A 26,685-nucleotide genomic window follows, 5' to 3' on the forward strand; every position below is an offset into this window, starting at 1 on the left:
CGGGCGCAGCGCACGGCCGGTACGGGCCGGGACGCGGGGGAGACCCCGGGTCCCGGCCCGTGCCGCGTCCCGGGGTCAGAGCCAGCGGTTGCGGCGGAACGCGCGGTGCAGCGCCACGCACGCGCCGGCGATGACCGCCAGCACCACGAAGTACCCGTACCGCGTCCCGAGCTCCGGCATGTGCTCGAAGTTCATGCCGTAGATCCCGGCGATCGCCGTGGGGACCAGCGCGATCGCCGCCCACGCCGAGATCTTCCGCATGTCCTCGTTCTGCCGCAGCGCCACCCGGCTCTGGCCGGTCGTGACCCGCGCGGTGTTCGCCTGCAGCACGTCGGTGAGCTGCCGGTCGATCACCTCGATCTGGTCGACGGCCCGCAGCAGGTGGTCGTGCACGTCGCGGAAGTACGGCTCGGCCGCGGCGGGCACGTGCGGCACCTCGCCGGCCGCCAGCCGCTCCAGCGGCCGCTGCAGGGGCAGCATGGCCCGGCGGAACTCCGCGACCTCCTGCTTGAGCTTGTAGATCCGCTCGGAGTGGTCGTCGTCGCCGGGGCCGAACACCTGCAGCTCGATCTCGTCGACGTCCACGTCGATGTGGCCGAGCGCGACCTCGTAGGCGTCCACCACGCGGTCGGCGGTCCGGTACAGGACGCCCGCGGGGCCGAAGTCCTCCTCGGCGGGCACGCCGGCGTCGAGCTCCGCGCGCACCTGGCGCAGCACGCCGCCCTCGCCGTGCCGGACGGACACGACCGCCTGCGGCCGGAGGAACATCGCGATCTCGGTGACCTCGACGACCTCCACGTGGTCGACGTACCGGACCGGCTTGAGCACCGCGAACACGACGTCGTCGTAGACCTCGAGCTTGGGCCGCTGGTGGGCGTGCACGGCGTCCTCGACGGCCAGCGGCGGCAGGGCGAACTCGGCGGCGACCTCGGCGATGTCGGCGTCGGTGGGCTCGCGCAGGCCGACCCAGACATAGCCCTCGGTGGCGTCGGCGGCATGCGCCGCCTTCCGGAGCGGCACCCGCCCGGGCACCCGCTCGCCGCCGGTGTAGAGGCCGCAGTCGCCGATCACGGCGTCGGCCCCGGTGCGCTGCACGTCCGTCACGCCCTCACGATAGGTCCGCGGGGCGCGGCCGTCCCGGCGGCGCCCGGCCTCAGGCGGCGCGGCGCAGCGCGACGACCGTGACGTCGTCCGGCCGGCTCGCGCTCACGGCCGCCAGGCGCAGCACCCGCTGCACGGCCTCGTCCGCGCTGGGGCAGTCCAGCAGCTCGCCCACCAGCAGCGGCACGCAGCGCAGCGACCCGTCGAACAGGTCGAGCACCCCGTCGCTGAACGCCAGCAGCAGGTCCCCGGGGCCCAGGTGCGTCTCGCCCAGGTCCCGGCCGGCCTCGTCCGTGACGCCGAGCGGCAGCCCGAGCGCGTCCAGCCGCTCCCACGACCCGTCGGCCCGCACGACCAGCGTCAGCCCGTGCCCGGCGTCGGCGTAGGTGACGCGGCCGGTCGCGGCCTCGAGCCGCGCGTGGAACGCGGTCGCGAACAGGCCGGCGCCGGACAGGTCGGCGTGCAGCACCGCGCCCGCCTGGAGCATCGCGCGGTCGACGCTCTCGCCCTGCGCGGAGCCGCGGAGCACGGCGCGCACGGCGGCGGCCAGGATCGCGGCGGCGGGGCCCTTGCCCATGACGTCGGCGAGCGTGAGGACCACGCCGTCGGGGGCCGGGTACCAGTCGTAGAAGTCGCCGCCGACCTGGCTGCTCGGCAGGCAGGCGCCGGCCAGCTCGTAGCCGTCGACCCGCGGTGACTCCCGGGGGAGCAGGCCCATCTGCACCTGCTGGGCGCGGTCGAGCTCGGCGTCCACGCTCAGCTCCTTGGCCACCCAGTGCGCGAGGTCGCGCAGCAGCGCCGACTGGTCGGCGGTGAACCGCCGCGGGCGGGTGTCGGCGATGCACAGGGTGCCGAGGGTCCGGCCGTCGGCACCGACGAGCGGGTGCTCGGCGTAGAACCGCAGCCGGGCCTCGGGGCCGCGGTCCTCCAGCACGGCGACGCCGTCGCGGCCGGGCGCAGGCGTCCCGGCGAGCTCGGGGGGCACGACCATCGGCGTCGGGGCCGGTTCGCCGGCGCCGACGAGCGACACGGTGGCGGTGGGCACGTCGAAGAGCTGCCGCGCGAGCCGGACGACCCGGTCGAACCGGGGCTCGGTGGCGCCGGTGACGGTACCCAGCCGCTCCAGCGCGGCGAGCCGCTGGGGGAGGCTGCGCGCGGCCGGCGCGGCGGTGTCGAGCGGGGCGACCACGACGGTCGGGCCGGCGGCGTCGGCGAGGACCGCGGGCGGCGCGGCCAGGTCGGCGGGGTCGGCGCCGCCGCGCGGGGGCTCGCGCGGGGTGGGCACCGAGGGGGTGGTCGTACGGGTCGGCACCGATCACCTCCCGGGCGTGCGCGACGGTCACCTTCTCCCGGATACATCGGCATCCTGCGGCGCGGGATGAGCCCGGCGGTGCGTGCTCCACGACACGTGCACGGACGTGCGGCGCGGCGTCGCGGGCCGGGCGCCGGCGGCTCCCCGTCAGCCCGCGACGCCGCCCAGCGCCGCGTCCCGGGCCAGCAGCAGCGCGCCGCGCGCCGGCGCCCCCACGCCGAGCCGCCCCGCGACCACCTCGACGACCGCGCCCGCCGTCACGGCGGTCCGCTCGGCCAGCACCTCGCGCAGCGGGTCCAGCAGCACGTCGCCGGCCCCGGCGAGCGCCCCGCCGACGACGAGCACGTCCGGGTCGAGCACGGTGCACACCGAGGCCAGCGCGGTGCCGAGGTGCCGGCCCACGTCGGACAGCACCCGGCGGCAGCCCGGGTCGCCCGCCGCGGCCTGCGCGAGCAGCTCCGGCACCGTCAGGCGCCCGTGGCTGGCCGCCAGCAGGTCCAGCACCGCCGACGCCCCCGCGAGCACCTGGAGGCACCCGCGGTTGCCGCACGAGCACACCGGGCCGTCCGGGTCGATGGTGAGGTGGCCGAGCTCGCCCGCGGTGCCGGTGCGGCCGTGCACCACCTCCCCGCCGACGACGACGCCGCCCGAGACGCCCTCGCCCAGCGCGACGTGCACGACCGACCACCGCCCGCGGCCCGCGCCGAGCCGCGCCTCCGCGAGCGCGCCGAGGTTGCCGTCGTTGTCGAACAGCACGGGCACGCCGGGGGACGGCGCGAGCAGCGCGGGCGCGGCGACCATGCCGCCCCAGCCGGCGCGCACCCCGGCGCCCGCGACGCGGCCGGTCCGCACCTCCACGGGCGCCGGGACGCCCACGCCGACCGCCGCCACCGACGCGGGGTGCGTGCCGGTCTCCCGCAGGACGCGGTCGAGCAGCGCCCGCGCCGCGCGGACCGCGTGCTCGGCCCGCTGCTGCCCGGCGCCGGGCACGGGCGGCAGGGGGATCGCCGCCTCGACCGGTGCGCCGTCCCCGGTGTCGAGCACGACCCGGACCTCGTCGAGGTAGCAGTGCACGCCGACCAGCGCGCCGGACGGGGCGAGCTGCACCTGGGTGGCCCGGCGGCCCGACCGGGTCGTCGGCGACACCCGGACGAGGCCCTCCGCGGCCAGGGCCGCCACCGCGGTCGACACCGTCGCGGGCGACAGGCCCGTCGCGCGGCAGAGCTCGACCTGGGTGCGGCCGTCCTCGCGGCGCAGCGCGGCGAGCAGCAGCCCGCGGCTGTCGCGCGGCGCGGGCGCGGCGTCGGACGGCAGGTCGCGGCCGGGCGGGACCGGCTCGGGGCGCGCCGGCCGACCCGCGGACCCGGCGCCGCCGACGCCCCCGGCCCCGGGCGCCCCCGTCACGGTCGGGCCGCGAACCGCTCGAGCAGCTCCGCGTGACCCGAGACGATGAGCAGGTCGTTGGCCGCGATCCGGGTGTCCGGCGTCGCGTACACGAAGTCGATCCCGGGGCTCTTCACCCCGATGACCGTGACGCCGTACCGCTCGCGGATCTTCGACTGCCCGATCGTGAAGCCCTGCGTCTCGCGCGGCGGCTTCATCTTGACGATCGTGAACCCGTCCTCGACCTCGATGTAGTCGAGCATCTTCCCGGACACCAGGTGCGCGACCCGGGAGCCGGCGTCGGCCTCGGGCAGCACGACGTGGTGCGCGCCGATGCGCTGCAGGATGCGGGCGTGCTCGGTGCTGACGGCCTTGGCCCAGATCTGGGGCGTGCCCATGTCGACGAGGTTGCCGGTGATGAGCACCGACGCCTCCAGGTACGACCCGACGCCGACGACGGCGACGGAGAACTCGCGCGCGCCGACCTGCTCGAGCGCCTCGGGGTTGGCGGCGTCCGCCTCGACCAGCGGGATGCGGCCGGTCCACTGCGCGACCAGGTCGGGGTCGCGCTCGACGGCGAGCACGTCCTGGCCGAGCCGGTCCAGGGTCGCGGCGATCGCCGAGCCGAACCGGCCGAGGCCGATGACGAGGATGCCGGCCTCGCGCTTGGGGCCCTTGGCGCGGCCCTCGGGACCGCGGTCGCCGCGGCGGTCGCCGCGCCGGGTGTCGCCGGGCAGCGGTCCCAGGCCGGTCGCGCCGGTGCGGGTCAGGTCATCCAATGATCGGCCTCTCCTCGGGGAACCGGACGACACGGCGACGGCTGCGCAGCGCGAGGGCCGCGGCGAGCGTCATCGTGCCGGTCCGGCCGATGAACATCAGGACGGCGAGCACGTACTTGCCGGCGTCGGGCAGGTCGGCGGTGATCCCGGTGGACAGCCCGCAGGTGGCGAACGCCGAGATCACCTCGAACAGGACCACGTCCAGGGTGAGCCCGGTGATCGCCAGCAGCAGCAGGCAGGCCACCAGGATGATCGTCGCACTCACGAGCGAGACCGCGATCGCGACCTGCAGGGCCTCGCGCGGGATCCGCCGGCCGTAGGCCTCGACGTCCCGGTCGCCGCGCGCCTCCGCGACGATGGCGAGCAGCATCACCGCGAGGGTCGTCACCTTGATGCCGCCCGCGGTCGACGCGGAGCCGCCGCCGACGAACATCAGCGCGTCGTTGAGCAGCCAGGTGCCCTCGTGCATGTCGGCGACGTTGACGGTCGAGAACCCGCCGGACCGCGGCATGACGCCGGCGAACAGGGCGGCGAGCAGCGTCTCGTTCCAGCCGATGCCGCCGAGGGTCTTCGGGTTCGTCCACTCGAACGCCGCGACGACCACCGCTCCGAACGCGACGAGCACGAGGCTGGTGGTGATCGTCAGCTTGGAGTGCAGGTTCCACCGGCGGGGCCGGCGCCAGGTGCGGGCGACGTTGAGGATCACCGGGAAGCCGAGCGACCCGATGAACACGCCGACGATGATCGGCAGCAGCACCCACCAGTCGGCGGCGAACGGCGCCAGGCCCTCGGTGGTCGGGATGAACCCGGCGTTGTTGAACGCCGAGACCGCGTAGAACACCCCGTGCCAGACCGCCTCGCCCCACGAGTCGCCGAGAATCCGGAGGCGCGGGATCAGCACCAGGGCGATCGCGACCTCGAGCACCACCGACGTCACGATGACCGTCCGCACCAGCGAGCCGACCTCGCCGAGCCGGGTGGTCTTGGTCTCCGAGGTGACCAGCAGCTTCTGGGTCAGCCCGATCCGCCGGGACACCGCGAGGCCGAGGATCGACGCCAGGGTCATCACGCCCAGGCCGCCGATCTGGATGCCCACCAGGATCGTCACCTGGCCCGCGGTCGACCAGTACGTCCCGGTGTCCACCGTGACCAGGCCGGTGACGCACACCGCCGACGTCGCGGTGAAGAAGGCGTCGACGAACGGCGCCCGCTCGCCGGACGCGGTCGCCCACGGCATCGACAGCAGCGCCGTGAACACCACGATCACCGACGCGAACACGCCGAGCGCCAGCCGGGCGGGGGACTGGCGGGCCAGCCGGTCGACGAGCTCGCGCCCGGACCACACCACCCCGGGGAGGCCCCGTGCCATCCGCCCTCCCTCTGGGCTGGTGCCATCGGCAGGACGGTTCGCACCTGCGCGCAGAACGGTACCCGGACGTCAGGTCGACGGCAGACCACGGGATCTGTGGGCCGTGCGAGCCGTTTCCCGGACGGGGGGCGTCATCGGTCCTTGAGGGTGTCGAGCAACGTGCCTGTGGGGAGCATCGCTGCGGCGAGCACCCCCAGCGTCCCGCTCGCCCAGGTGACCGCCGCGTGTGCCGTCGCCTGGACGACGACGACGTGCACGTCCACCGCTTGGCCGATGCCGAGCGCGACCGAAGTGGCCCAGCCCCAGGCACACCCGACAGCGGTGAGGACCAGCCACTCGGCGAGCTGGATCAGCAGCAGTGCCCGACGGTGAGCGCCGAACGTCCGGTAGACCGCCCACTGCCCGCGGTGGTGCCAACGGACGACGATGAAGAGAACGGTGAGCATCGCGCCGCCGAAGACCGACGCCCCCGCGAGCGGACGCTGCGCGTACGCCCCGGCGAGCTCCAGCCCGTACGTGCTTCCCGCCAGCCGGGGGCGGACCACGGCCGGGGTCCCGTCGTGAGCCGCGAGCGCCTGTCCGAGGTGGGCCTGCACCGAGCTGAGGTGCGCCGCGTCCGTCGCGACGTAGCATCTCGACGCGGCGCCGGCCAGAAGCTCCGGCACGAGCCACGCCTCCCGGAGATCGGCCGCCAACGCAGGACTGTCGATGACGCGCAGTTCCGCGGTGGCGGTGGCGGTGGCAGGCAGGACCGCACCGTCGAATGCGGAGATGTCGAGCGTCACGACCTCGCCGTCGCGTACCCCCGTCCGCGCAACCATCTCCGACGTGGCGATCACCCCCGCGCCACGCGCCGCGGTGACGTCGAAGAACCGATGCACGCCTGGCGAGACCAGGACGATGGTCGCCCGATGACCCGGTGCCGATCGCGGTGCAGCGGCAGCGCTCGTGCTCAGAGTGGCGAACGATCCGGTCACCCCGTCGACCTCGACGAGGCGGTCGCACAACGCCACGTCGATCCCTCCTCGCTCGGATGCGTCCGAAGGTTCCACGACGAACGTCCGGCCACCTGCTGCCACCCATTCGCGTTCCACTGAGACGAGCCGACCCACCTCGAGCGCATTGGCCGCGCCGCTGACGCCGACGACCCAACTGGTGACGAGCACCAGCAGCACCGAGGTCCAACGGCCGTTCCTCGCGTTCGCCAGACCTTCAGCCGCCGCCAGACGATCCGGCCAGACCACAGGTGCCCGCTCGTCGCGCCTCACCCGGCATCCCCGAGCGGGTGCAACCTTCCCCTGTCGAGTCGGAGCACGCGGTCGCAACGTGCTGCCGCGCGTTCGTCGTGGGTCACGAGGACGACCGTGCGGTCCGCAGAGCCCAGGAGGGCGTCGAGCACGCGGTCTGTGGTGACGCCATCGAGCTGCCCCGTCGGTTCGTCAGCCAGCAGGACCGGGCGGGCGGATGCCAGGGCCCGTGCGATCGCCACCCGTTGCGCTTCGCCGCCGGAGAGGACTCGGGCACGCTCGTGCCCGCGGTCCGCGAGTCTCATCCGCGCGAGAGCGGAGGCGGCACGCAGGTCAGCGGTGGTCCGGTCCGCCCCGTCCAGGTACGCGCCGAGGCGCACGTTGTCCGACACCGTCCGGTCGGGGAGCAAGGACACGGTCTGGAGCACCCACGTCGCGACGTCTCGCGGATGAAACGCCCGGCCATGGCGGTCTACGCAGGAGAACCGTCCCGTCTGGGGGCGTAGGAGATCCCCGAGCACGGACAGCAACGTGGTCTTCCCGGAACCCGATGGCCCGACGATCGCGGTGCTGCTTCCCGCCGGGAGATCCATCGCGAGATCGCTCAGCACCGGCCGTTCAGCACCCGGGTGCGTGAACGTGACGTGCTCGGCGATCACCCGCACGTGAGCACGGCGCCCGCCGCGCGGGGATCGACGAGGACCGGGCTTCCGATGAGCTGCTCATCGACATCCACCAGGCCGAAACCTCCGTCGGTTGCCTCGATGTGGACGGCCTGCCCCCCGGGGCTCGTGAAGAAGCACGCGACGCCGCGGCGATCGACGACGACGGCGGACGCGGGGACGGTCCCCACGACGCGCTCCGTGGCGCGGGCGAGCACGGCCCCCGCAGTGGGCTCGTCGGCCATCGCCATGCGTATCCGGGCGACGTCATCGGTGCCCGTGACCGCCGTCGACCCCGCGCCCAGTCGCACCTCGACGTCCCCGACGGTGAGCGCGCGCTCGACGTCGGCCGCCTCCGCGGCGACCTCGATGCGGTCGTGGCCCTCGGGCGCCAGATAGACCTCCGTCCCGGGCGCGATCACATCGCCGACCCGCACCTCGACATCGCTCGGCGGCCCCACGGTCGCCGGGATCCAGAGGAGCGCCTCTGAGCTCCACGTGTCGCTCCCGGATCGTCCGTGGTCGGAGTTGAACGCCGCGATCGCGCGCCCGGTGGACACTCCGGCTGTGCCGTCGGTGGTCAGGTCGTAACCGCGTGCGGCGAGGAAGTGCTGCAGGGCCAGGACGTCCCGTCCGACCATCCCGACGACGATGTCCCGGTACGGCGGCGTCGGAGCGATGAAGGCGAGGACGGGGAGACCGTCGACCTCGAGGACCAGATCGCCATCGGTCGGCGCGCGACCCTCGACGAGGCCGACGGCTGTGACCGTGCCCGCGGTCTGGCTCCGCACCGGGACCTGATCAGCCGGAACCCACGTCACCGAGGACGACTCGGCGTCCTGGCGCACGGCCCGCTCGACCACCGCGATGACAGGAGCCGGCTGCGCGTCCGCCTCGAGCGGGGAACGTGCCAGGGCGGCGGTCGCGAGACCCGCGGCCACCACGAGCGGACCGACCAGTCCGACGGCGAGCACGACCGCGGGCAGTCGACCACGAGCACTCACCACACGTCCACCCCCGCCTCGGCGAGGCAGCTCACGCCGATCAGCTCGTGAGCCGCGCGGGACGCGAGGTCGGCGAGCTCGCTCGCCGACCTCGCGTCCTCGATCGGGACCCCGTGCTCCTCGAGGCACGCACGGATGGCAGGGGCTCGCTGCTCGGCGTGCTGCTCGATCGCTTCGACCGAGGACGGCTGCAGCTGGTATGCCTTGCTGAGCCAGAAGTACTCGTCGCGGTCGCACAGCTCGATCCGGGCCTCGGCATGATCATCCCCCTTCGAGCTCGCCAGATAGCCGGGGAGCACCAGACCGTGGGAGAGCGTGCTCTCCTCGACCCGCGCGTCGATCCCGCTCTCCACCATGCAGGTGACGGCACGCCGAGCGGCCTCCCGGACGTCCTCGACCGTGACGACGCCCGCATCGACGGCACGGCTCAGGGCGACGACCTGATCCTCACCAGCGGCCGCGTCCTCGGCCTCCGCGAGCGCCGCGGCGAGTGAGTACGCGCGCGGGAGCTCCTCGGGCCCCTCGTCACCGGGTGTCGCGCAACCACCGACACCCAGCGCCAGGGCAGCCACGACGAGCGACGCGAGGCCCTCGAGCGAGCGACGTCGTCGCCCCTCGGTGGTCAGTGCCACACCTTGTACTGGGAGTAGTTCGATCCGGTCACCGTGACGGACACGTTGGCGAAGACCGCCTGCGAGATCTCGCCGCTGCGCCACTTGACCGACACGCCGACCTGGCCCGCGCACGTCCCGTCATCCGCCGTCACCCTGGTCGAGCTGGCGATCGTGGCGACGCTGGCGCACGTCCCGACCTTGAGGATCGCGCACTCGTTCGCGGTGCGCCACGCCGAAGAAGCCGCCACGGCGGGCCCCGTCCCCAACGCGAGCGCGCACGTCGCTGCTGCCACGACCATCGAAACCCTTGCCCTGTTTCGCATCCTTCTCCCCTTGCGTCGTCCAGGTCGGTCGATCAGGAGCGCCGACCGCATCTCGATCGTTTCGCCCTCGGGGTCTGTGCAGAACCTGTGTAGGTGCCTGTGCCGCTCCCGTTCCCGGGGACCAGGTGGTCGTCGGTAGAGATCTGAGTGCTCGTCGGCCGCCTGGGGTGCTCCGTCGTGCGCAAGCACCGGGTGCACCAGTCCCGTCGTGCGCCGCCGCGTGGGTGCGGCCGGTCAGCGGCTACGGTGTGGGCATGACGGCCCGGGTGCGCGTGGTGTGGACGCCCGAGCTCCTCGACTACGACTTCGGCCCCGGCCACCCGATGGCGCCGCTGCGGCTGGACCTCACGGTGCGGCTCGCGCGGGCGCTCGGGCTGCTGGACCTGCCGGGCGTCGAGGTGGTCGGCGCCGAGCCCGCGACCGACGCCCAGCTCGAGACCGTGCACGAGCCGGAGTACGTGGCGACCGTCCGGCGCGCGTCCGCGGGCGGCGCCGGCGACCCGGCCCGCGGCATCGGGACCGAGGACGACCCGGTGTTCCCGCACATGCACGAGGCGGCGGCGCGCATCGTGGCCGGCAGCCGCGAGGCGGCGCTCGCCGTCTGGGAGGGCCGCGCCGACCACGCCGTGAACCTCACCGGCGGGATGCACCACGCGATGCCCGGCGCGGCGTCCGGGTTCTGCGTCTACAACGACGCCGCCGTCGCGATCCGCGCCCTGCTCGCGGCCGGTGCCGAGCGGGTGGCGTACGTCGACGTCGACGCGCACCACGGCGACGGCGTCCAGCGCGCGTTCTGGGACGACCCCCGGGTGCTCACCGTCTCGGTGCACGAGAGCGGCGCGACCCTGTTCCCCGGGACCGGCTTCGCGGACGAGACCGGCGGTCCCGGCGCGCCCGGCGGCGCGGTGAACCTGGCGCTGCCGTCGCACACCGGCGACGCCGGCTGGCTGCGCGCGGTCGACGCCGTGGTGCCGCCGGTGCTCCGGGCGTTCGCCCCGCAGGTGCTGGTCACCCAGCACGGCTGCGACACCCACGTCGAGGACCCGATCGCCGACCTGGACGTCTCCGTCGACGCGCAGCGGCTGGTGTCCGAGTGGCTGCACGACCTGGCGCACGAGGTCTCCGGCGGCCGGTGGCTGGCGCTCGGCGGCGGCGGGTACGCGGTCGTCGACGTGGTGCCGCGCGCGTGGACGCACCTGCTGGGGGTCGCGGCGCACGCCCCGGTCGACCCCGCGACCCGGATGCCGCAGGCGTGGCTGGACCAGGTCGTCGCGCTCTACGGCCGCGAGGCCCCGGGGTCGATGTCCGACGGGGCCGGCCCGGCGTGGCGCCCCTGGGCGGACGGCTTCGACCCGGCGGACGACGTCGACCGCGCCGTCCGGGCCACCCGCTCGGCGGCGTTCCCGCTCCTGGGCCTGGACCCGCTGCACGACTGACCCGGCCGCCCGCCCCGGGAGGCGTCCGCGAGGGTGGTGCGGGAGGGTGGATGCACCCCGGGGAGTGGTCCCACCCGTCTCCCCTTTCACACCAGCCTCACCAGGCTCTAAGGTGTCGTCGCGGCACGGCGTGTGCACCCAGTTCCGCGCACGGGTCGTGCGCGCACGAGCGAGAAGAGCGGCCATGACCAGCGAGCAGCCCCCGCGGGTGCGGTTCCTCACCGTCGCCGAGGTCGCCGAGGTCATGCGCGTCTCGAAGATGACGGTGTACCGGCTGCTCCACTCGGGCGAGATGCCCGCGGTGCGCGTCGGCCGCTCGTTCCGGGTGCCCCAGGACGCGCTCGACCACTACCTCGCGACCGCCCGGCTCGACCTCGAGGCCGAGGGCGAGGCGGGCGAGGGCGGCCCGCGCGCCGGCCGCCTGTCCTCCTGACCCGCGCGGACCGCGCGCACGCCCCTCGGGGCGGTCGCGCACCGGCGCGTCGCGGACGGCCGCGCTGATCGCGTAAGGTAGAGGCGGACTTTCCCGTGCGTGGGCGTTCGTCGTGCCGCGCGTCGATCGACCACGACCCGGCGGGGCGCTGCGAGCGCTCGCCACAGGAAGCGAGGACCCCATGGGCTCCGTCATCAAGAAGCGCCGCAAGCGCATGGCGAAGAAGAAGCACCGCAAGCTGCTGCGCAAGACGCGTCACCAGCGTCGCAACAAGAAGTGACGGCCGCCGCGCGAGCGGCGTCGTGAACGAGGGGCCCGGCACCGAGTGCCGGGCCCCTCGTCGTGCCCGGGCATGCGCGCGCCGATGTGCCCGGGCTCGTGCCCGCCCAGATCGGCGCGCCGTGTTGCCACGTGGCACACCGGGGTGGATCGTCACCCCTTGACGGGGTTTGTCCCGTCCTGATTCACTGCCGAGCGGTTCTTCAACGATGAAAACCCTCCGGTGCCCTGCGCGCCGGCGGAGGCGGGAGGTCGAGGATGATCTCAGGAGCTCGCGGGGGTCCGGGGCGAGCGGCGTACAGCCGCCGGTCCGTGCTCCGGGGAGCCGTGGCGGGGGCCGGTGCCCTCGGGACGGCCTGGGCGCTGAGCGGGTGCGGCGGCGACGCCGCTGCTGCGTCGAACCAGACGCGCATCCAGCTCTGGCACCTGTTCACGGGCGGTGACGGCGGCATCTTCCAGCAGATGATGACCGAGGTGCAGGACGAGAACCCGGCCATCGGGATCGACCCCGTGGTGCTCACCTGGGGCGCGCCGTACTACACGAAGCTCATCATGGCGTCGGTCGGCGGCCGTGCCCCCGACCTGGCGGTCATGCACCTGACCCGGGTGGCCGGCTGGGTGCCGGGCGGGGTGCTCGACCCCTGGGACCTGGACCTGCTCGCCGAGCACGGCGTCACCGAGGACATGTTCCCGCCGGCGCTGTGGGACCGGGCGACGATCGACGGGAAGCTCTGGGCCGTCCCGCTCGACTTCCACGCGTTCCTGCTGTTCTTCGACAAGGGGCTGGCCGACCAGGCCGGGATCCTGGGTCCGGACGGGAAGCTGGCGGGCGTCGACTCGCCCGACGGCTTCATCGAGGCCGGGCGGGCCATGGCGGAGGTCACCGGGTACGCGGGCGTCGGCTACGGCTACACCGGCGACGGCGCGCAGATGTCCCGGATGCTCTGGGGCCTGTACGCGCAGACCGGCAACGAGGTCGTGCTGAACCCGGGGCAGCCCGCCGACCTGGACCGGGACGCGCTGGTCGAGTCGGTCGCCTGGGTGCAGTCCTGGCTCGACGACACCGTGGCCATCGCGAACTCCGACTACCCGTCGGCCGTCGCGAACTTCTCCACCGGCCGCGTCGGGATGTGCTTCAACGGCAACTGGGAGCTGCAGTCGTTCCTGACGGCGGGCGTCGACGTGGACGCCATGCCGATGCCGACCATCTTCGGCACCCCGGCCACCTACGGCGACTCGCACGTGTTCGTGCTGCCGCACCAGCTCAACCTCGACCCGGAGAAGCGCGAGGCGGCCTACGCGACGGTCGCGGCGATGCTCAACAAGTCGCTGCTCTGGTCCGACGGCGGGCACATCCCGGCGAACCGCGAGGTCACCGAGTCCGCCGAGTACCAGGCCAAGGTGCCGCAGTCGCACTACGCGGCGGCGAGCGAGGAGGCCGTCTTCGACCCGCAGGCGTGGTTCACCGGCTCCGGGTCGGACTTCCAGGCGCGCGTCGGCGAGGCGCTGCAGGGCGCCTGGCTCGACAAGTCGTCCCCCGAGGCCGCCGTCGACCGCCTGATCGGCAGCCTCGACGCCGCCCTCAAGACCAAGCCGCCGGCGTGACGGAAGGGATCGCAGACATGAGCACCGTCACCACACCGTCCCAGTCGCAGGCGACCGGCACCGTCTCGCCGCCGCGCACCCCCGACCGCCCCACCCGTCGCGGCCGCAGCCGCCGCGAGGGCAGCGGCTGGCCGTTCGTCATCCCGTTCGTCGTGATCGCCGTGCTGTTCCTGGTGGTCCCGACGCTCTGGGGCCTCGGCCTGAGCTTCACCGAGCAGTCGCTGATGGGCAACGGCGGCTGGGTCGGGCTCGACAACTACGCCGAGGCGTTCGGCGACCCCGTCATGTGGTCCACCCTGGGCAACACCGTCGCGTTCACCCTGATGAGCACGATCCCCCTGGTGGTGATCGCGCTGGCGATGGCGCTGCTGGTCTACACCGGCCTGCCGGGCCAGTGGGTGTGGCGGCTGGCGTTCTTCGCGCCGTACATGCTGCCCGTCGCGGTCGTCGTGCAGATCTGGGTCTGGCTCTACCAGCCCGAGATCGGCTTCTTCAACTACTGGCTCGACCGGCTCGGGCTGGACAAGGTCGGCTGGCTGACCGACCCGAGCGTCGCCATGTGGTCGATGGCCCTGCTCACGCTCTGGTGGACGGTCGGCTTCAACTTCCTGCTGTACCTGTCGGCGCTGCAGGCCATCCCGGACCAGATGTACGAGGCCGCGGCGCTGGACGGCGCGGGCTCGTGGCGCCGGCTGTGGTCGATCACGCTGCCGCAGCTCCGGTCGACGACCGTGCTCATCACCGTGCTGCAGGTCCTGGCGTCGCTCAAGGTGTTCGACCAGATGTTCATCGCCTTCAACGGCGGCAGCGGCCCGGACGGGGTGACCCGGCCGATCCTGCAGTACATCTACGACACCGGCTTCACCGGGTACCGGATGGGCTACGCCTCGGCGATGTCCTACATCTACTTCGCGCTCATCATCGTGGTCGCCGTCGGGTTCCAGGTGCTGACCACCGCTCGCCGGAAGGAGCAGCGCCGTGGCCGTTGACACGCTCACCGCCCCCGCGACGGGCGGGTTCCGCCGCGCCTACGCGGAGCGCCGGGAGGAGAACCGCCGCACCCGCAGCCTGGTGCTCGGCCGCAGCAAGGTCGCCACCGTCCTGTCGGTCGTCCTGCTCGTGGTGCTCGCGCTGTCCTGGCTGCTGCCGATGCTCTGGGCGGTCGACACCTCGTTCAAGACCGAGGCGCAGGCCCAGTCCGTGCCGCTGCAGTGGTTCCCCGACGGCGGGTTCACGCTGGAGAACTACCGCACGGTGTTCGAGCGCGGCGAGGTGCCGCGCTGGATGGCGAACACGCTGCTGGTCGCCGGGTCGGTCACGATCCTCACCGTCGCGGCGTGCGCGCTGGCCGGCTACGGGTTCGCCCGCACCCGGTTCCGCGGCAAGAATCTGCTGTTCGCGGCGACCATCGCGCTGATCGCGGTCCCCGGCCAGATCCTCATCGTGCCGCTGTTCCGGCAGATGGAGGCCCTGGGCTTCGTCGACACCTACCAGGGCGTGATCCTGCCCCAGCTGGTGGCGCCGGTGATGGTCTACATCTTCAGCAAGTTCTTCGCGGAGGTGCCGCAGGAGATCGAGGACGCCGCGCGGGTGGACGGGGCGGGGCACTGGCGGACCTTCTGGTCCATCGTGCTGCCGATCTCCCGGCCCATCGTCTCGGCGGTCGCGATCTTCGTGTTCATCGGCGCGTGGAACAACTTCCTGTGGCCGTTCATCGTCACCAACAACCCCGACCTCATGACGCTGCCGGTCGGTCTGTCGACGGTGAAGAACGCCTACGGCACGATCTACGCCCAGACGATGGCCTCGGCCGTGATCGCCGCCCTGCCGCTGATCCTGCTGTTCATGCTGTTCCAGCGGCAGATCGTCAAGGCGGTCGCCACCACCGGGCTCGGCGGCCGGTGACGACCGGACCCACCCCGGACGCGTGACCCGCCGGCCGCGCCGCGCCCCTACGCTGGGGCGCGGCGCGGCCGGCGTCGGCAGGGACCGGGTCGGGCAGCACGTGGCGGAGGAGGTGGTCCGGTGACCGGGAAGCGGCGCCAGGCGGGCGTGACCATGCAGGACGTCGCGGCGCTGGCCGGGGTGTCCATCAAGACGGTCTCGAACGTCATCAACGGGTACCCGTACATCCGCCCGGGCACCAAGGACCGCGTCGAGGCCGCCATCGAGCAGCTCGGCTACCGGGTGAACCTGTCGGCCCGGAACCTGCGCCAGGGCCGGACCGGGATGATCGGCCTGGCCGTGCCCGAGCTGAGCCTGCCGTACTTCGCCGAGCTCGCGGACTCCGTGATCCAGGCCGCCGAGCGCCGCGGCGTGATCGTGCTGATCGAGCAGACCAACGCCAGCCGGGAGCGGGAGCTCGAGGTGCTGCACGGCCAGCGCCGGCACCTCACCGACGGGCTGATCTTCTCGCCGCTCGCGCTCGGGACCGACGACCGGGCGTCGTTCGCGGTCGACTTCCCGATGGTGCTGCTCGGCGAACGGATCTTCGGCGGCCCCGCCGACCACGTGACGATGAGCAACGTCGAGGCCGCCCGCGCGGCGACCCGGCACCTGATCGAGACCGGCCGCCGGCGGATCGCGCTCATCGGGTCGCACGAGGGCGAGACCGTCGGCAGCGCCGCCCTGCGGCAGCGCGGGTACGAGGAGGCGCTCGCGGAGGCGGGCCTGCCGCTCGACCCGGCGCTGCTCGGCGAGGCGGGGCTGTGGCACCGGTCGACCGGCGCGGAGGCGATGGAGCGGATGCTCGACTCCGGGACCGAGATCGACGCGGTGTTCGGCCTGAACGACGCCCTCGCGATCGGCGCCCTGCACGCCCTGCACGACCGGGGCGTCGCGGTGCCGGAGGAGGTCGCGGTGATCGGGTTCGACGACATCGAGGACGCGGCCTACGCGTCGCCGCCGCTGTCGTCGGTCGCGCCGGGCCGGGAGCAGATCGCGCAGACCGCGGTGGACCTGCTGCTCGCGCGGGTCGCGGGCACCGCGCCGGACGAGCACGTCGAGGTGATCACGGACTTCGAGGTCGTGGCCCGGGAGTCGACGGTGGGCAGCGCGGTGCGGTCGGCGGCGCCGGCGCGCACGGTCGTGGCCTGACGTCGTCCCGGCCCGCCGCGCCGGCCGGGACGGCGCCGGAATCCCGCCCGGTAGTTGATTGTTCAACGGAAGCCGCGCACGATGGGTGCCGACGACGACCCGGGAGGACCCCGTCATGACCGCCCTGCAGCTCGGCCTGGACACCTTCGGCGACCTGCCGACCGACGACGCCACCGGGCGCCTGCTCAGCCACCCCGAGGCGATCCGCCGCGTGGTCGACGAGGCCGTGCTGGCCGACCAGGTCGGCCTGGACGTCATCGCGCTCGGCGAGCACCACCGGCCCGACTTCGCGCTGTCGTCGCCCGAGACCGTGCTCGCGGGCATCGCCACCCGCACGGACCGGATCCGGCTCGCGTCCGGCGTCACGGTGCTGAGCTCCGACGACCCGGTGCGCGTGTTCCAGCGGTTCGCCACGCTCGACGCGCTGTCCGGCGGCCGCGCCCAGGTGATGCTCGGCCGCGGGTCGTTCACCGAGTCGTTCCCGCTGTTCGGGTTCGACCTGCAGGACTACGAGGTGCTGTTCGAGGAGAAGATCGAGCTGTTCGCCCAGCTGCTCCGCGAGCAGCCGGTGACGTGGTCGGGCACGACCCGCGCCCCGCTGGAGGCGGCCGACGTCTACCCGAAGACGGCGGGCGGCCTGGAGACCTGGGTGGGCGTCGGCGGCTCGCCGCAGTCGGTGGTCCGCGCGGCGCACTACGGCCTGCCGCTCATGCTCGCGATCATCGGCGGGGAGCCGGACCGGTTCCGGCCGTACGTCGACCTGTACCGCCGGGCGACCGCGCAGCTCGGCTCCCCCGAGGGCCGGGTCGGCGTGCACTCGCACGGCCTGGTCGCCGAGACGGACGAGGCCGCGCTCGAGGCGTACTACGGTCCGTACAAGCAGATGCGCGACGCCATCGGCGCCGACCGCGGCTGGCCGCCGCTGCGCCGCGCGGAGTTCGACGCCGAGGTGGCGCACGGCTCGCTCTACGTGGGCTCGCCGGAGACGGTCGCCCGCAAGATCGCCCGGACCGTGTCGAGCCTCGACGTGAGCCGGTTCGACCTCGTCTACACCGGCGGTCCGCTGCGGGTGAGCGACCGGCTGCGCGCCGTCGAGCTGTTCGGCAGCCGCGTCGCGCCGATGGTGCGCGACCTGCTCGCGGAGGGCGCCGCGTGACGACCGTCGGGATCCTCGGGGCCGGCAAGGTCGGCACCGTGCTGGCGCGGCTCGCGGTGGCGGCCGGGTACGACGTGGCGGTCGCGGGCTCGGGCGACCCGGAGCGCATCCGGCTGATCGTCGAGGTGCTGGCGCCGGGCGCCCGGGCCGTCGACGCGCGGGAGGCGGCGCGCGCGGACCTCGTGGTGCTCGCGCTGCCGCTCGGGCGGCTGCCCGAGGTGGTCGAGCGGGAGGGCGACCTGCTGGCCGGGCGGCTCGTCGTCGACGCGATGAACTACTGGTGGGAGACCGACGGGGAGCGGCCCGACCTCGCCGACCCCGCGGTGGCGACCAGCGTGCTCGTGGCCGAGGCCCTGCCGGGCGCGCGGGTGGTCAAGGCCTTCAACCACATGGGGTACCACGACCTCGACGAGGGCCCGCTGCCCGCGGGGACGCCGGGGCGGCGGGCGATCGCGGTCGCGGCGGACGACGCGGCGGCCGCGGCCGAGGTCGCGGCGTTCGTGGACGCGCTCGGCTTCGACCCGGTGCCCGCGGGGTCGCTCGCCGACAGCGTGGCGCTCCAGCCGCACGCCGAGGCGTTCGGCGCGAACGAGGACGCCGGGACGCTGGCCGCCGTGCTGGCGCGGTTCCCGGCGACGGAGCGGGGCGCGGTCGTGGCCGCGGCGCGGGCCGGTGCGGCGGTGGACGCCGCGGGCTGACCGGGTCACCAGCCGCCGAGGTAGGCCTCCAGGTCCGGCTCGTCCGTCAGCGGGACCAGGCCCCCGGCCGCGGACGTCGCACGCGGGAACAGGTCGTCCCGGCCCCAGCGGCGCTCGCGGGCGCGGGCGCGCCGGGACACCACCCGGAGCAGCGGCGCGCCGTCCGGGCCGAGCAGGGCGAGCTCGCCGAGGCCCTCGGCGGCCACCCGCTCGACCGCCTCGGCGACCGCCCGCGGGTCGGTCGCGCGCAGCGGGCGGTCGAGGACGACGTCGAGGCGGACGCGATCGAGACGCGGGTCGTCGGGGGTGGCGCCCGGGCCGTCGGCGTCCGGCGCGGCCTCGGCGCCCGGCAGCGCGGCCAGCACCGAGTCGACCGACACGAACCGCTGCGCCGCCGACGCCTCGCCCCCGGGCGGGTGCACCAGCACGTCGACCCGCCCGGAGGGCAGCCCGCGCGGTCGGGACCCGGGGACCGGCACCAGGTCGGCGAGCCGCAGCGCCTCGGCGTTCTTCGCGGCCCGGGACGCCTCGTCCCGGCCGGACCAGTCCGGCCCGTCGTGCCAGGCGACCGCCTCCGGGACGTGCGCGAGGACGGCGCCCGCCAGCCAGGCCCGGTAGGTCCACTCCCAGTCCTCGCCGCCGTACGCCGAGAACCCCTCGTCGAACCCGCCGACCTCGGCGAACAGCGCGCGGCTGCACGCGGTGACGGCTCCGATCACGTACCGGTAGGACCGGTCGTCCGCGTCGAGCAGGTCGCGGCTGCGCCGGTAGCCGTCCAGGAGCCAGGCGGGCTCGGTCAGCTCGTGCTCCGGGCCGGCGCGCTCGACCGGTGCGTCCGCGGGCACGCCCGCCAGGTCCGCGTGCCGCCGCCGGCCGACCGCGAGGCAGTCCGGGGCGAGCGCGGGCAGCCGGGCGAGCGCGCGGAGGTAGCCGGGCTCGGGGGCGGTGTCGGCGTCGAGGAGCACCAGCACGTCGCCCGTGGCGGCCGCGGCGCCGAGGTTGCGCGCGGCGGCGACCCGGAACCCGCGGTCCTCCTGGCGCAGCAGCCGGACGCCGTCGGGCACCCGGGGCGGCTCCGGCGACCCGTCGTCGACCACGATCACCTCGGTGCGGTCGGCCGGGTGGTCCTGCCGCGACAGCGCGTGCAGCGTGCGGTCGAGCTCCGCCTGCTGGTCGTAGTGCACGACGACGACCGAGACGGTCGGCGGGGAGTCCGGGGACACGCCGTCGAGGAGGTCCCACCGGTTGCCGGGCAGGGCGCGGCCGGCGGGCGTCACGCGGCGGCCCCACCGGACGCGCCGGCGTCGCCGGCCCACCACGCGAGGTACGCCGCCGCCGCGTCCCGGAGCGTCGGCGCGAGCGACGTCCCCGCCGGCAGCGCGGTCGCCGCCGGGTCCGCCCAGGCGCGGGCGAGGTGGGTGGGGAGGGCGTCCGGCGGGTACAGCGCGAGCGTCCCGGGGCGCAGGGCGGCCATCTCGCGGGCGTACCGCGAGTCGACGACCAGCGGCCGCCGCCCGGCCTCGCCCCAGTCGAGCAGCGTGCGCGACGCCGACAGGTGCCGGTGCGCCGCGACCGGGACGCCCGGCTCGCGCAGCGCCGCGTGGAACGCGTCGTCGTCCAGGCCGCCGGTGACCCGGAGGGCGACGCCGCGCCCCTCCGCCAGGGCCCGCAGCCGGTCGACCTCGTCCTCGTGGCCGGGGGAGGGGCCGCCGACCGCGACGACCGCCACCTCGCCGGGCGGGGCGCCGCCCGCGCGGAGCAGGTCCGCGGCGTCGGCGACGGCCCGGACGACGTCGTCGTGCCCCTTGCCGGGGTAGAGGAAGCCGGCGACCAGGGCGACCAGCGGGGCGCCGGACCCAGCCGGGCCGGCGTCGGGACCGGCGGCGGGATCCGCGGCGGGACCGGCGCCGCCGCCCGCGGCCGTCGCCCCCAGCGGCACGACCCGCGCGCGCCCGTCCGCCAGCACCCCGTGCTCGGCGAGCAGCAGCGCCTCGTGCCGGCTGTTCACCGCGACCCCCGCCGCCGCGGCGGCGACCCGGGCGTAGGCGGCGGTGCGCCGGGGGAGGTTCCGCGGACCGTCCGACTCCTGCGGCACGTCGTGCAGCGTGACCGTCAGCCGGCACGCCGCCGCCAGCCGTTCGACGAGGTCGGCCGCCGCGTCGGGCGAGGAGCCGAGCAGCCGGTCCGTGACGTGCAGGTGCGCCCGCCCGAGCCCCGCGGCCGCGGCGGGCAGCCCGGCGGGGTCGTCGACCCGCAGCACCCGCACGTCCGCGTCCAGGGCGCGGACGTGCGCGGCGAGGTCGCCCGCGTACCGGACGACGCCGTGCCGCGGCGGGCCCGTGAGAAGGAGCGCGGGGGTGTCGGTCCTGGTCATCGCGGCAATCGTGGTCGAGTCGCGGGGAGGCGGCAACCGCGCGACACTTCCCGCACCACCGCGACGCCGCGCTGCTCGGGGACCGGGCAGCGCGCCCGCGACGACGAGAGGACCGCATGTCGCAGCTCCTCGCACCGACCGCCGGCTCGCCGCGGTCCACGAGCCGCACGGTCCGCGTCGCCTCCGTGCCCGCCGGGCACCCGTACGTCGCGCGGGTCACCGCCGCGCCCGGGGTCGAGCTGCTGCCCGACCCCACCCCGCCCGGCGCGGAGCCGGGTCGCTGGTGGCCGCCCGTCGTGCTCGACCCCGCGTGGGTCCGGGCGCACGCCGCCGAGGCGGACCTGCTGCACGTGCACTTCGGCACCGAGTCGTTCGCCCCCGAGCACCTGGCCCGCACGCTGGCCGCGGCGCGCGAGCAGGGCTGGCCCGTCGTGGTCACGGTGCACGACCTGGAGCACCCCCAGCTCACCGACCAGGACGGGTACCGCGCGCAGCTCGACGTGCTGGTGCCCGGCGCCGACGCGCTGGTCACGCTCACGCCCGGCGCGGCCGCGGAGATCCGCGCGCGCTGGGGACGGGACGCGCTGGTCGTGCCCCACCCGCGGCTGCTGGACGCGGTCCCCGACGACGGGACGCCCCGCGCGCCCGGTGCCGAGCGCGTGGTCGGCCTGCACCTCAAGGACCTGCGGCCGAACGTCGACGCCCCCGCCGCGACCCGGGCGCTGCTGGCGGCCGTCGCCGACCTGCGCGCGTCGGGCCTCCCGGTCCGGGCCGAGGTGCGGCTGCACCGCAGGGTCCGGGACGAGGCGGCCCGCGCGGAGGTCCGCGCCCTGTGCGCCGCGGCCGGCCCCGCGGTCGACCTGGTCGAGCACGACCGGCTGGACGACCGCGCCCTCGCCGCCGCGCTCGCGGGTCTCGACGCGTGCGTGCTGCCCTACGCGCACGGCACGCACTCCGGCTGGCTGGAGCTGTGCTGGGACCTCGGCGTCCCGGTCGCCGCGCCCGCCGTCGGCCACTACGCCGAGCAGCACCCCGACGGCTCGGTCGCGACGTCGGGGCCGGTCGGGGACGCTCCCGGGCTGGCAGCTGCGCTCCGCGCGCTCCTCGGCGACGCGGCGACGCGTCCCGGGACCGTCGAGCGCGCCGCGCTGGTCCGCGACCGGCGCGAGCGACGGCTGGCGGCGGACCGCGCCGCCGCCGAGCAGCACGCCGCGCTCTACCGCCGCCTGCTCGCCGGGGTGTCCCGGTGACCGGGTCGCCGCTGCGCGTGGTGGTCGTTGCGCCGCTCCGCTTCCCGATCCGGCAGCCGCACGCCGGCGGGCTGGAGTCCGCCGTGTGGAACGAGGTGCGCACGCTCCGCGCGCGCGGCCACGAGGTGTCGCTCATCGCCGTGCGGGGCTCCGACTTCCTCGACGGGGGGCCGGCTGAGTTCGCGCTGCCGACCCTCGACTGGCCCGCGGGCGCGCGCGCCACCGACTCGCACTACCCGGACGCCTACCTCGAGCGGTCCGTGCCCGCGCTGGACCGGGCGCTCGACGTGATCGCCCGGGACCCGGCGCGGTACGACGTGATCTCGAACCACTGCCTGCACGGGCTGCCGCTGCGCCGGGCGGCGGACCTCGGGGTTCCGATGGTCTCGACGCTGCACACGCCGCTCGAGCCGGAGCTGGTGGACGCCGCCGCGCGCGCCCGCGGCACCCGGTTCCTCGCCGTCAGCGCGCACACCCGGCGGGAGTGGGCCCCGGTCGTCGACGCCACCGTGCTGCCGAACGGGATCGACGCCGCCGACTGGCCCGCCGGGCCGGGCGGGGACGGCCTGGTGTGGTCCGGCCGGCTCGTCCCGGAGAAGGCGCCGCACCTCGCGATCGAGGCGGCCCGCCTGCTGGGCCGGGAGCTGACCATCGCGGGCCGGATCGGCGACCGCGAGTACGCCGAGCGGCACGTCCTGCCGCACGTCGGCGACGGCGTCCGGTACGTCGGACTCCTCGACCAGCCCGCCCTCGCGCGGCTCATCGGCCGGAGCGCGTGCGCCCTCGGCACCCCGGCCTGGGAGGAGCCGTTCGGCCTCGTCGGCCCGGAGGCGCTGATGTGCGGCACGCCGGTCGCGGCGTTCGGGGCCGGCGGCATCCGGGAGATCGCGCGCACCGCCACCGGCATGTCGGCCGTGCCCCGCGGCGACGTGGCCGCCCTCGCGGCCGCCGCGGACCGGCTCGCCACCCGGGCGGCCTCCGAGCCGGGCTTCCGCGTCGCGGTGCGCGCCTCGGCCCGTCGGCACTACGGGCTGGACGCCCGCGTCGACGCCCTGGAGCGGGTGTTCCGCGCGCTGGTGGCCCAGAGCAGCGCCGCCGCGGAGCTGATCGCGTGACCCGGCCGACCGTCGCCTGGTACGTGCACCACCACGGGTCGGGGCACCTCGGCCGGCTGCGCGCCGTCGCGCCGCACCTCGACGCGGACGTGGTCGCGCTGAGCACGCTGCCGGAGCCCGCCGGGCTGCCCGCGCACGTCGACTGGGTGCACCTGGACCGCGACGACGAGCCCGACCCCGGCACCGGGCGCAGCCCGTCCGACGCCGACCCGGCCGCGGGCGGGCTGCTGCACTGGGCGCCGCTGCTGCACCCGGGCCACCGCGGGCGGCTCGCGCGGATCGCCCGCGAGCTCGACGCGCGGGGCGCCGCGGCGGTGGTCGTCGACGTGTCGGTCGAGGTCACCGTGCTCGCGCGGCTGCTCGGCGTCCCGCCGGTGCTCGTCGCGCAGCCGGGGGTGCGGGACGACGAGCCGCACGCGCTCGGCCTGCGCGCCGCCGCCCGGGTGCTCGCGCCGTGGCCGGCGGACGTCGTCCCCGCCCCGCACCTGGACGCCGTGCGCGACCGGGTCGTGTTCACCGGCGGGATCAGCCGGTTCGACGGGCGCGAGGTGCCCGCCGGCGAGCGCGCGGGCGTGCTGGTGCTGGGCGGGCGGGGCGGCTCCGGGGTGACCGCGGAGCACGTCGACGCCGCCGCGCGCGTGACGCCCGGGCACCGTTGGACGGCGCTCGGCGCGGGCGGGACGTGGTCCGACGACCCGTGGCGCGAGCTGGCGGCCGCGGGGACCGTGGTGTCGTTCGCGGGGCAGAACTCGGTCGCGGACCTGGCGGTCGCCGGGGCCCGGGCCGTGGTGGTGCCGCAGGACCGGCCGTTCGACGAGCAGGCCGTGACCGCCCGGGCGCTCGACCGCGCCGGGCTCGCCGTCGTCGAGCCGACGTGGCCGGAGCCGGCGCGCTGGCCCGAGGTGCTCGAGCGGGCCGACGCGCTGGAGCCCGACTGGTCGGTGTGGGCGACGGCGGGCGCCGCGGCGCGGGCTGCGGAGGCGATCGCGGACGTGGCGCGCGGGCACGGCACGTGGTGACGTCGCCGTCCGGCGTGGCCGGCGTGCCGGGGAGCGGGGTGCGGGGCCCGGCGGGCCGGCGCGCCGTCGTGACGCTGTGCTCGGCGCCGCGGGTCGACCACCTGCGCCGGCAGCTCGCGGCGGTCCGGCGGGACCCGGCGGTGCTCGCGGTGGTCGTGTGGGTCGGCGCCGACGTGCCGCCCGCGCTCGACGCCGACGCGGTGCTCCGGGTGCCGCCCGGCCCCGACGGCCTGCGGCTGGCGGCGGCGCGGAACGCGGGCGCCGACCGGGCGGTGGCGCTCGGGGCCGACCTCCTGGTGCTGCTCGACGCGGACTGCGTGCCCGGGGCCGACCTGCTCGACCGGTACGCGGCCGCGGCGGCCGCGCACCCGGACGCGGTGCTGTGCGGGCCGGTCACCTACCTGCCGGCCGGAGCGGTCGTCGACGACCCGGCGGCGCTCGCGGCCGCGACCCGCCCGCACCCGGCGCGGCCGGCCCCCGCGGACGGCGAGGTCGTCCTGGCCGGGGACGGCGAGTACGACCTGTTCTGGTCGCTGTCGTTCGCCCTCACCGCGCGGCGCTGGGCGGACGGCCCCCGGTTCGACGAGGGGTACGAGGGCTACGGCGGCGAGGACACGGACTTCGGGTACGCGCTGCGGGCGGCGGGCGTGCCGCTGGCCTGGGTCGGCGGGGCGCACGCGTACCACCAGCACCACCCGACGAGCAGCCCGCCGTGGCAGCACCTGGACGACGTGCTCCGCAACGGCGCGCGGTTCGCCCGCCGCTGGGGCCGGTGGCCGATGGAGGGCTGGCTGCGCGCGTTCGCGGAGGCGGGCGCGGTCCGCTGGGACGGCACGACCTGGCGCCGCGCCTGACGCGCGGCGGCGAGCCCGTCTGCCCGCGAGTGCCTACCCGACACGTCGAGTGCCTATCCGCTGGGTAGGCACTCGACGTGTCGGATGTGCACTCGCGGCCTGGCGGGTCAGGGGCGGGCCGGGCCCAGGAGGGCGTCCGCCGCGTCCAGGAGGTCGGCCGTCACCGGGTCCGCGGTCCAGTGCTCCGCGCCCGCCGCCGCCCGGGCGCCGAGGGTCGCGGCCAGCACCGGGTCGTCGAGCAGGCGGAGCACCGCGGCCGCCAGCGCGGCGGGGTCGGCGGGCGGCACCATGAGGCTGTCCTCGCCGTCGGTGCAGAAGTCGTCGTAGCCGCTGCCGGTCGTGACGACGACCGCCCCGCCGATCGCCTTGGCCTCGAGGGCGGCGTTGCCGAACCCCTCCCACCGCGAGGGGCACAGCGTCACCGCGGCCTCGCGGACCGCCCGGTAGAGCGTGTCGTCGTCGACGTGCCCGAGCCAGGTCACCCGGTCCCGGGCCCCGGGCGGCAGCAGCGCGAGCAGGGCGGGACGGTCGGGCTCGAACCGCCGGTCCCCGCTCGCGCCCGCCAGCACCAGCCGCGCCGTCGGGTGCCGCCGGGCGACCTCGGCGAACGCCGCGAACGCGTCCGTGACGCCCTTGCGGCGCTCGAGCCGGCCCAGGAAGAGCACGACCGGAACCCCGTCCCCGGGCCAGCCCGAGGGCAGGTCCGCGGACCCCGCCGCCCGGCGCACGTGCGCCACGTCGATGCAGTTCCGCACCACCCGCGCGGGCGGCAGCCCGGTGAACGCGCCCTCGGTCCACCGCTGCATCGCGCGGGAGATCGCCACCAGCCCCGCCGAGCGCCGCACCTGGCGGTCCTCGAGCCGGCTCTGCACGGCGACCACCGCGCCGCCCCGGAGGCCGAACGAGCGCGGCGTGAAGCCCGCGACCTCGTTCGCCAGCCGGGTGCTGGTCGCGAGGTTGGTCAGCAGCGGCGCCCCCGCCGGCAGCCCGACCCCGAGCGCGGCCCACTCCGGCAGGAACACCCGGTCGTAGCGGCCGGCGCGGACGACGCGGCGCACGGCGGCCGCGCGGGCGAGCAGCGCGGGGACCCGGGCGCGCGGCGGCCGGACGTGGCCGACCAGCCGGACGCCGCCGAGGTCGGGGTCCGGTAGCAGGGGGCCGTCCGCGAGCACCAGCAGGTCGACGGCCGCGCCCTGCCGGACGAGCGCGGGCAGCAGCGAGGCGTAGTGCCGCCCGATGCCGCCGGTGTACGGGGTGAGCCCGGCGTACTCGGTCGTGGCGACGAGCCACCGCCCGCGGGTCGGGCGCCGGCCGTGGCCGGAGGGGCGAGCCGCGGTGCTCCCGGTCGCGTTCTCGGGGGTGCTCGCGTGCAGGTCGGAGGCCACGCCCCATGCTCGCCGACGCGGCCCCGCGCCGCCCGTCGACGGCCCCGCCCGCCCCTGCCCGTCCACGCCCCCGAGTGGAAACGGGTGGAGGGGGGGGGGGGGGGGGGGGGGGGGGGGGAGGGGGGGGGGGGGGGGGGGGGGGGGGGGGGGGGGGGGGGGGGGGGGGGGGGGGGGGGGGGGGGGGGGGGGGG

26 protein-coding genes are annotated in these 26,685 nt (G+C 75.9%); 13 read left to right on the plus strand and 13 right to left on the minus strand.

The features are described from left to right. Nucleotides 1-75: 75 nt before the first annotated feature. The 10 genes from AC3WUG_RS05180 to AC3WUG_RS05225 form a co-directional block, all read right to left on the minus strand. Entirely contained in the window at nt 76-1,104 is a 1,029-nt protein-coding gene (locus AC3WUG_RS05180; protein WP_492326678.1) for a magnesium and cobalt transport protein CorA, read from the minus strand. A gap of 49 nt (nt 1,105-1,153) precedes the next feature. Then, nucleotides 1,154-2,413: a PP2C family protein-serine/threonine phosphatase gene (locus AC3WUG_RS05185; RefSeq protein WP_492326679.1), complete on the minus strand. Its 1,260-nt coding sequence runs from the start codon at nt 2,411-2,413 to the stop codon at nt 1,154-1,156. Between the two features lie 147 nt (nt 2,414-2,560). Further along, nucleotides 2,561-3,817, minus strand: coding sequence for an ROK family transcriptional regulator (locus tag AC3WUG_RS05190; RefSeq protein ID WP_492326680.1), 1,257 nt, complete (start codon nt 3,815-3,817; stop codon nt 2,561-2,563). Continuing rightward, nucleotides 3,814-4,449, minus strand: a complete 636-nt coding sequence (locus AC3WUG_RS05195) for a potassium channel family protein (RefSeq protein ID WP_324846709.1) — start codon at nt 4,447-4,449, stop codon at nt 3,814-3,816. Before AC3WUG_RS05195 ends, AC3WUG_RS05190 begins: the two co-directional genes overlap by 4 nt. Before the next feature lie 118 nt (nt 4,450-4,567). Then, nucleotides 4,568-5,944, minus strand: a complete 1,377-nt coding sequence (locus tag AC3WUG_RS05200) for a TrkH family potassium uptake protein (RefSeq protein WP_492326681.1) — start codon at nt 5,942-5,944, stop codon at nt 4,568-4,570. Between the two features lie 131 nt (nt 5,945-6,075). After that, nucleotides 6,076-7,212, minus strand: coding sequence for a hypothetical protein (locus AC3WUG_RS05205; RefSeq protein WP_492326682.1), 1,137 nt, complete (start codon nt 7,210-7,212; stop codon nt 6,076-6,078). Next, a complete protein-coding gene (locus tag AC3WUG_RS05210) occupies nt 7,209-7,850 on the minus strand; it encodes an ABC transporter ATP-binding protein (protein WP_492326683.1) in 642 nt (213 codons plus the stop codon). Before AC3WUG_RS05210 ends, AC3WUG_RS05205 begins: the two co-directional genes overlap by 4 nt. Beyond that, nucleotides 7,847-8,794, minus strand: coding sequence for a peptidoglycan-binding domain-containing protein (locus AC3WUG_RS05215; RefSeq protein ID WP_492326684.1), 948 nt, complete (start codon nt 8,792-8,794; stop codon nt 7,847-7,849). The genes AC3WUG_RS05210 and AC3WUG_RS05215 overlap by 4 nt, the downstream gene beginning before the upstream one ends. 59 nt (nt 8,795-8,853) lie before the next feature. Further along, complete coding sequence (locus tag AC3WUG_RS05220) at nt 8,854-9,489, minus strand: hypothetical protein (protein ID WP_492326685.1); 636 nt, start codon at nt 9,487-9,489, stop codon at nt 8,854-8,856. Beyond that, entirely contained in the window at nt 9,480-9,764 is a 285-nt protein-coding gene (locus tag AC3WUG_RS05225) for a hypothetical protein (protein ID WP_492326686.1), read from the minus strand. The genes AC3WUG_RS05220 and AC3WUG_RS05225 overlap by 10 nt, the downstream gene beginning before the upstream one ends. Before the next feature lie 284 nt (nt 9,765-10,048). Here AC3WUG_RS05225 and AC3WUG_RS05230 point away from each other — a divergent pair, with 284 nt between their 5' ends. The 9 genes from AC3WUG_RS05230 (at nt 10,049) to AC3WUG_RS05270 (ending at nt 18,497) form a co-directional block, all read left to right on the plus strand. Next, nucleotides 10,049-11,230 carry an acetoin utilization protein AcuC gene (locus tag AC3WUG_RS05230; protein WP_492326687.1) on the plus strand — a complete coding sequence of 394 codons (1,182 nt, stop codon included), beginning with the start codon at nt 10,049-10,051 and terminating at the stop codon, nt 11,228-11,230. A 184-nt stretch (nt 11,231-11,414) separates the two neighbouring features. Beyond that, nucleotides 11,415-11,663 (plus strand): helix-turn-helix domain-containing protein, encoded by a 249-nt coding sequence (locus tag AC3WUG_RS05235; RefSeq protein ID WP_492326688.1) that lies wholly within the window; start codon nt 11,415-11,417, stop codon nt 11,661-11,663. A 181-nt stretch (nt 11,664-11,844) separates the two neighbouring features. Continuing rightward, nucleotides 11,845-11,943: a 30S ribosomal protein bS22 gene (locus AC3WUG_RS05240; RefSeq protein ID WP_003792170.1), complete on the plus strand. Its 99-nt coding sequence runs from the start codon at nt 11,845-11,847 to the stop codon at nt 11,941-11,943. 311 nt (nt 11,944-12,254) lie between these two features. Beyond that, a complete protein-coding gene (locus AC3WUG_RS05245) occupies nt 12,255-13,547 on the plus strand; it encodes an extracellular solute-binding protein (RefSeq protein WP_492326689.1) in 1,293 nt (430 codons plus the stop codon). A 17-nt stretch (nt 13,548-13,564) separates the two neighbouring features. Beyond that, nucleotides 13,565-14,536, plus strand: a complete 972-nt coding sequence (locus tag AC3WUG_RS05250) for a carbohydrate ABC transporter permease (RefSeq protein WP_147795356.1) — start codon at nt 13,565-13,567, stop codon at nt 14,534-14,536. Then, nucleotides 14,526-15,452, plus strand: coding sequence for a carbohydrate ABC transporter permease (locus AC3WUG_RS05255; protein ID WP_147795357.1), 927 nt, complete (start codon nt 14,526-14,528; stop codon nt 15,450-15,452). The genes AC3WUG_RS05250 and AC3WUG_RS05255 overlap by 11 nt, the downstream gene beginning before the upstream one ends. Before the next feature lie 153 nt (nt 15,453-15,605). Continuing rightward, nucleotides 15,606-16,643 carry a LacI family DNA-binding transcriptional regulator gene (locus AC3WUG_RS05260; RefSeq protein WP_492326702.1) on the plus strand — a complete coding sequence of 346 codons (1,038 nt, stop codon included), beginning with the start codon at nt 15,606-15,608 and terminating at the stop codon, nt 16,641-16,643. Between the two features lie 115 nt (nt 16,644-16,758). Next, on the plus strand, nt 16,759-17,799 hold the full coding sequence (locus AC3WUG_RS05265) for an LLM class flavin-dependent oxidoreductase (protein WP_492326690.1): 1,041 nt from the start codon (nt 16,759-16,761) through the stop codon (nt 17,797-17,799). Further along, entirely contained in the window at nt 17,796-18,497 is a 702-nt protein-coding gene (locus AC3WUG_RS05270; RefSeq protein WP_492326691.1) for an NADPH-dependent F420 reductase, read from the plus strand. Before AC3WUG_RS05265 ends, AC3WUG_RS05270 begins: the two co-directional genes overlap by 4 nt. A gap of 5 nt (nt 18,498-18,502) precedes the next feature. On the opposite strand, the gene AC3WUG_RS05275 is transcribed toward AC3WUG_RS05270, so the two are convergent. Then, nucleotides 18,503-19,774, minus strand: a complete 1,272-nt coding sequence (locus AC3WUG_RS05275; protein WP_492326692.1) for a glycosyltransferase family 2 protein — start codon at nt 19,772-19,774, stop codon at nt 18,503-18,505. Beyond that, a complete protein-coding gene (locus AC3WUG_RS05280) occupies nt 19,771-20,871 on the minus strand; it encodes a glycosyltransferase family protein (protein WP_492326693.1) in 1,101 nt (366 codons plus the stop codon). The genes AC3WUG_RS05275 and AC3WUG_RS05280 overlap by 4 nt, the downstream gene beginning before the upstream one ends. A 116-nt stretch (nt 20,872-20,987) precedes the next feature. Here AC3WUG_RS05280 and AC3WUG_RS05285 point away from each other — a divergent pair, with 116 nt between their 5' ends. From AC3WUG_RS05285 to AC3WUG_RS05300, 4 genes are read left to right on the plus strand one after another with little or no spacing between them, the layout of a single operon-like run. Continuing rightward, nucleotides 20,988-22,121 (plus strand): glycosyltransferase, encoded by a 1,134-nt coding sequence (locus AC3WUG_RS05285; protein ID WP_492326694.1) that lies wholly within the window; start codon nt 20,988-20,990, stop codon nt 22,119-22,121. Next, a complete protein-coding gene (locus tag AC3WUG_RS05290) occupies nt 22,118-23,236 on the plus strand; it encodes a glycosyltransferase (RefSeq protein WP_492326695.1) in 1,119 nt (372 codons plus the stop codon). The genes AC3WUG_RS05285 and AC3WUG_RS05290 overlap by 4 nt, the downstream gene beginning before the upstream one ends. Beyond that, nucleotides 23,233-24,255, plus strand: a complete 1,023-nt coding sequence (locus AC3WUG_RS05295) for a glycosyltransferase (RefSeq protein ID WP_492326696.1) — start codon at nt 23,233-23,235, stop codon at nt 24,253-24,255. The genes AC3WUG_RS05290 and AC3WUG_RS05295 overlap by 4 nt, the downstream gene beginning before the upstream one ends. Next, complete coding sequence (locus tag AC3WUG_RS05300) at nt 24,252-25,109, plus strand: glycosyltransferase family 2 protein (RefSeq protein WP_492326697.1); 858 nt, start codon at nt 24,252-24,254, stop codon at nt 25,107-25,109. Before AC3WUG_RS05295 ends, AC3WUG_RS05300 begins: the two co-directional genes overlap by 4 nt. Nucleotides 25,110-25,216: 107 nt before the next feature. Here AC3WUG_RS05300 and AC3WUG_RS05305 read toward each other — a convergent pair whose 3' ends face one another. Then, nucleotides 25,217-26,494, minus strand: coding sequence for a glycosyltransferase family 4 protein (locus AC3WUG_RS05305; protein WP_492326698.1), 1,278 nt, complete (start codon nt 26,492-26,494; stop codon nt 25,217-25,219). Nucleotides 26,495-26,685 lie beyond the last annotated feature (191 nt).

It is taken from the genome of Cellulomonas sp. EB106-03-03-XG116 (assembly GCF_058792015.1).

Bases quoted from the DNA above. Each gene is read 5' to 3' on its own strand.
- AC3WUG_RS05200 (WP_492326681.1), bottom strand. From the start codon at position 5,944: ATGGCACGGGGCCTCCCCGGGGTGGTGTGGTCCGGGCGCGAGCTCGTC.
- AC3WUG_RS05230 (WP_492326687.1), top strand. From the start codon at position 10,049: ATGACGGCCCGGGTGCGCGTGGTGTGGACGCCCGAGCTCCTCGACTAC.
- AC3WUG_RS05235 (WP_492326688.1), top strand. From the start codon at position 11,415: ATGACCAGCGAGCAGCCCCCGCGGGTGCGGTTCCTCACCGTCGCCGAG.
- AC3WUG_RS05240 (WP_003792170.1), top strand. From the start codon at position 11,845: ATGGGCTCCGTCATCAAGAAGCGCCGCAAGCGCATGGCGAAGAAGAAG.
- AC3WUG_RS05250 (WP_147795356.1), top strand. From the start codon at position 13,565: ATGAGCACCGTCACCACACCGTCCCAGTCGCAGGCGACCGGCACCGTC.
- AC3WUG_RS05260 (WP_492326702.1), top strand. From the start codon at position 15,606: ATGCAGGACGTCGCGGCGCTGGCCGGGGTGTCCATCAAGACGGTCTCG.
- AC3WUG_RS05265 (WP_492326690.1), top strand. From the start codon at position 16,759: ATGACCGCCCTGCAGCTCGGCCTGGACACCTTCGGCGACCTGCCGACC.
- AC3WUG_RS05280 (WP_492326693.1), bottom strand. From the start codon at position 20,871: ATGACCAGGACCGACACCCCCGCGCTCCTTCTCACGGGCCCGCCGCGG.
- AC3WUG_RS05285 (WP_492326694.1), top strand. From the start codon at position 20,988: ATGTCGCAGCTCCTCGCACCGACCGCCGGCTCGCCGCGGTCCACGAGC.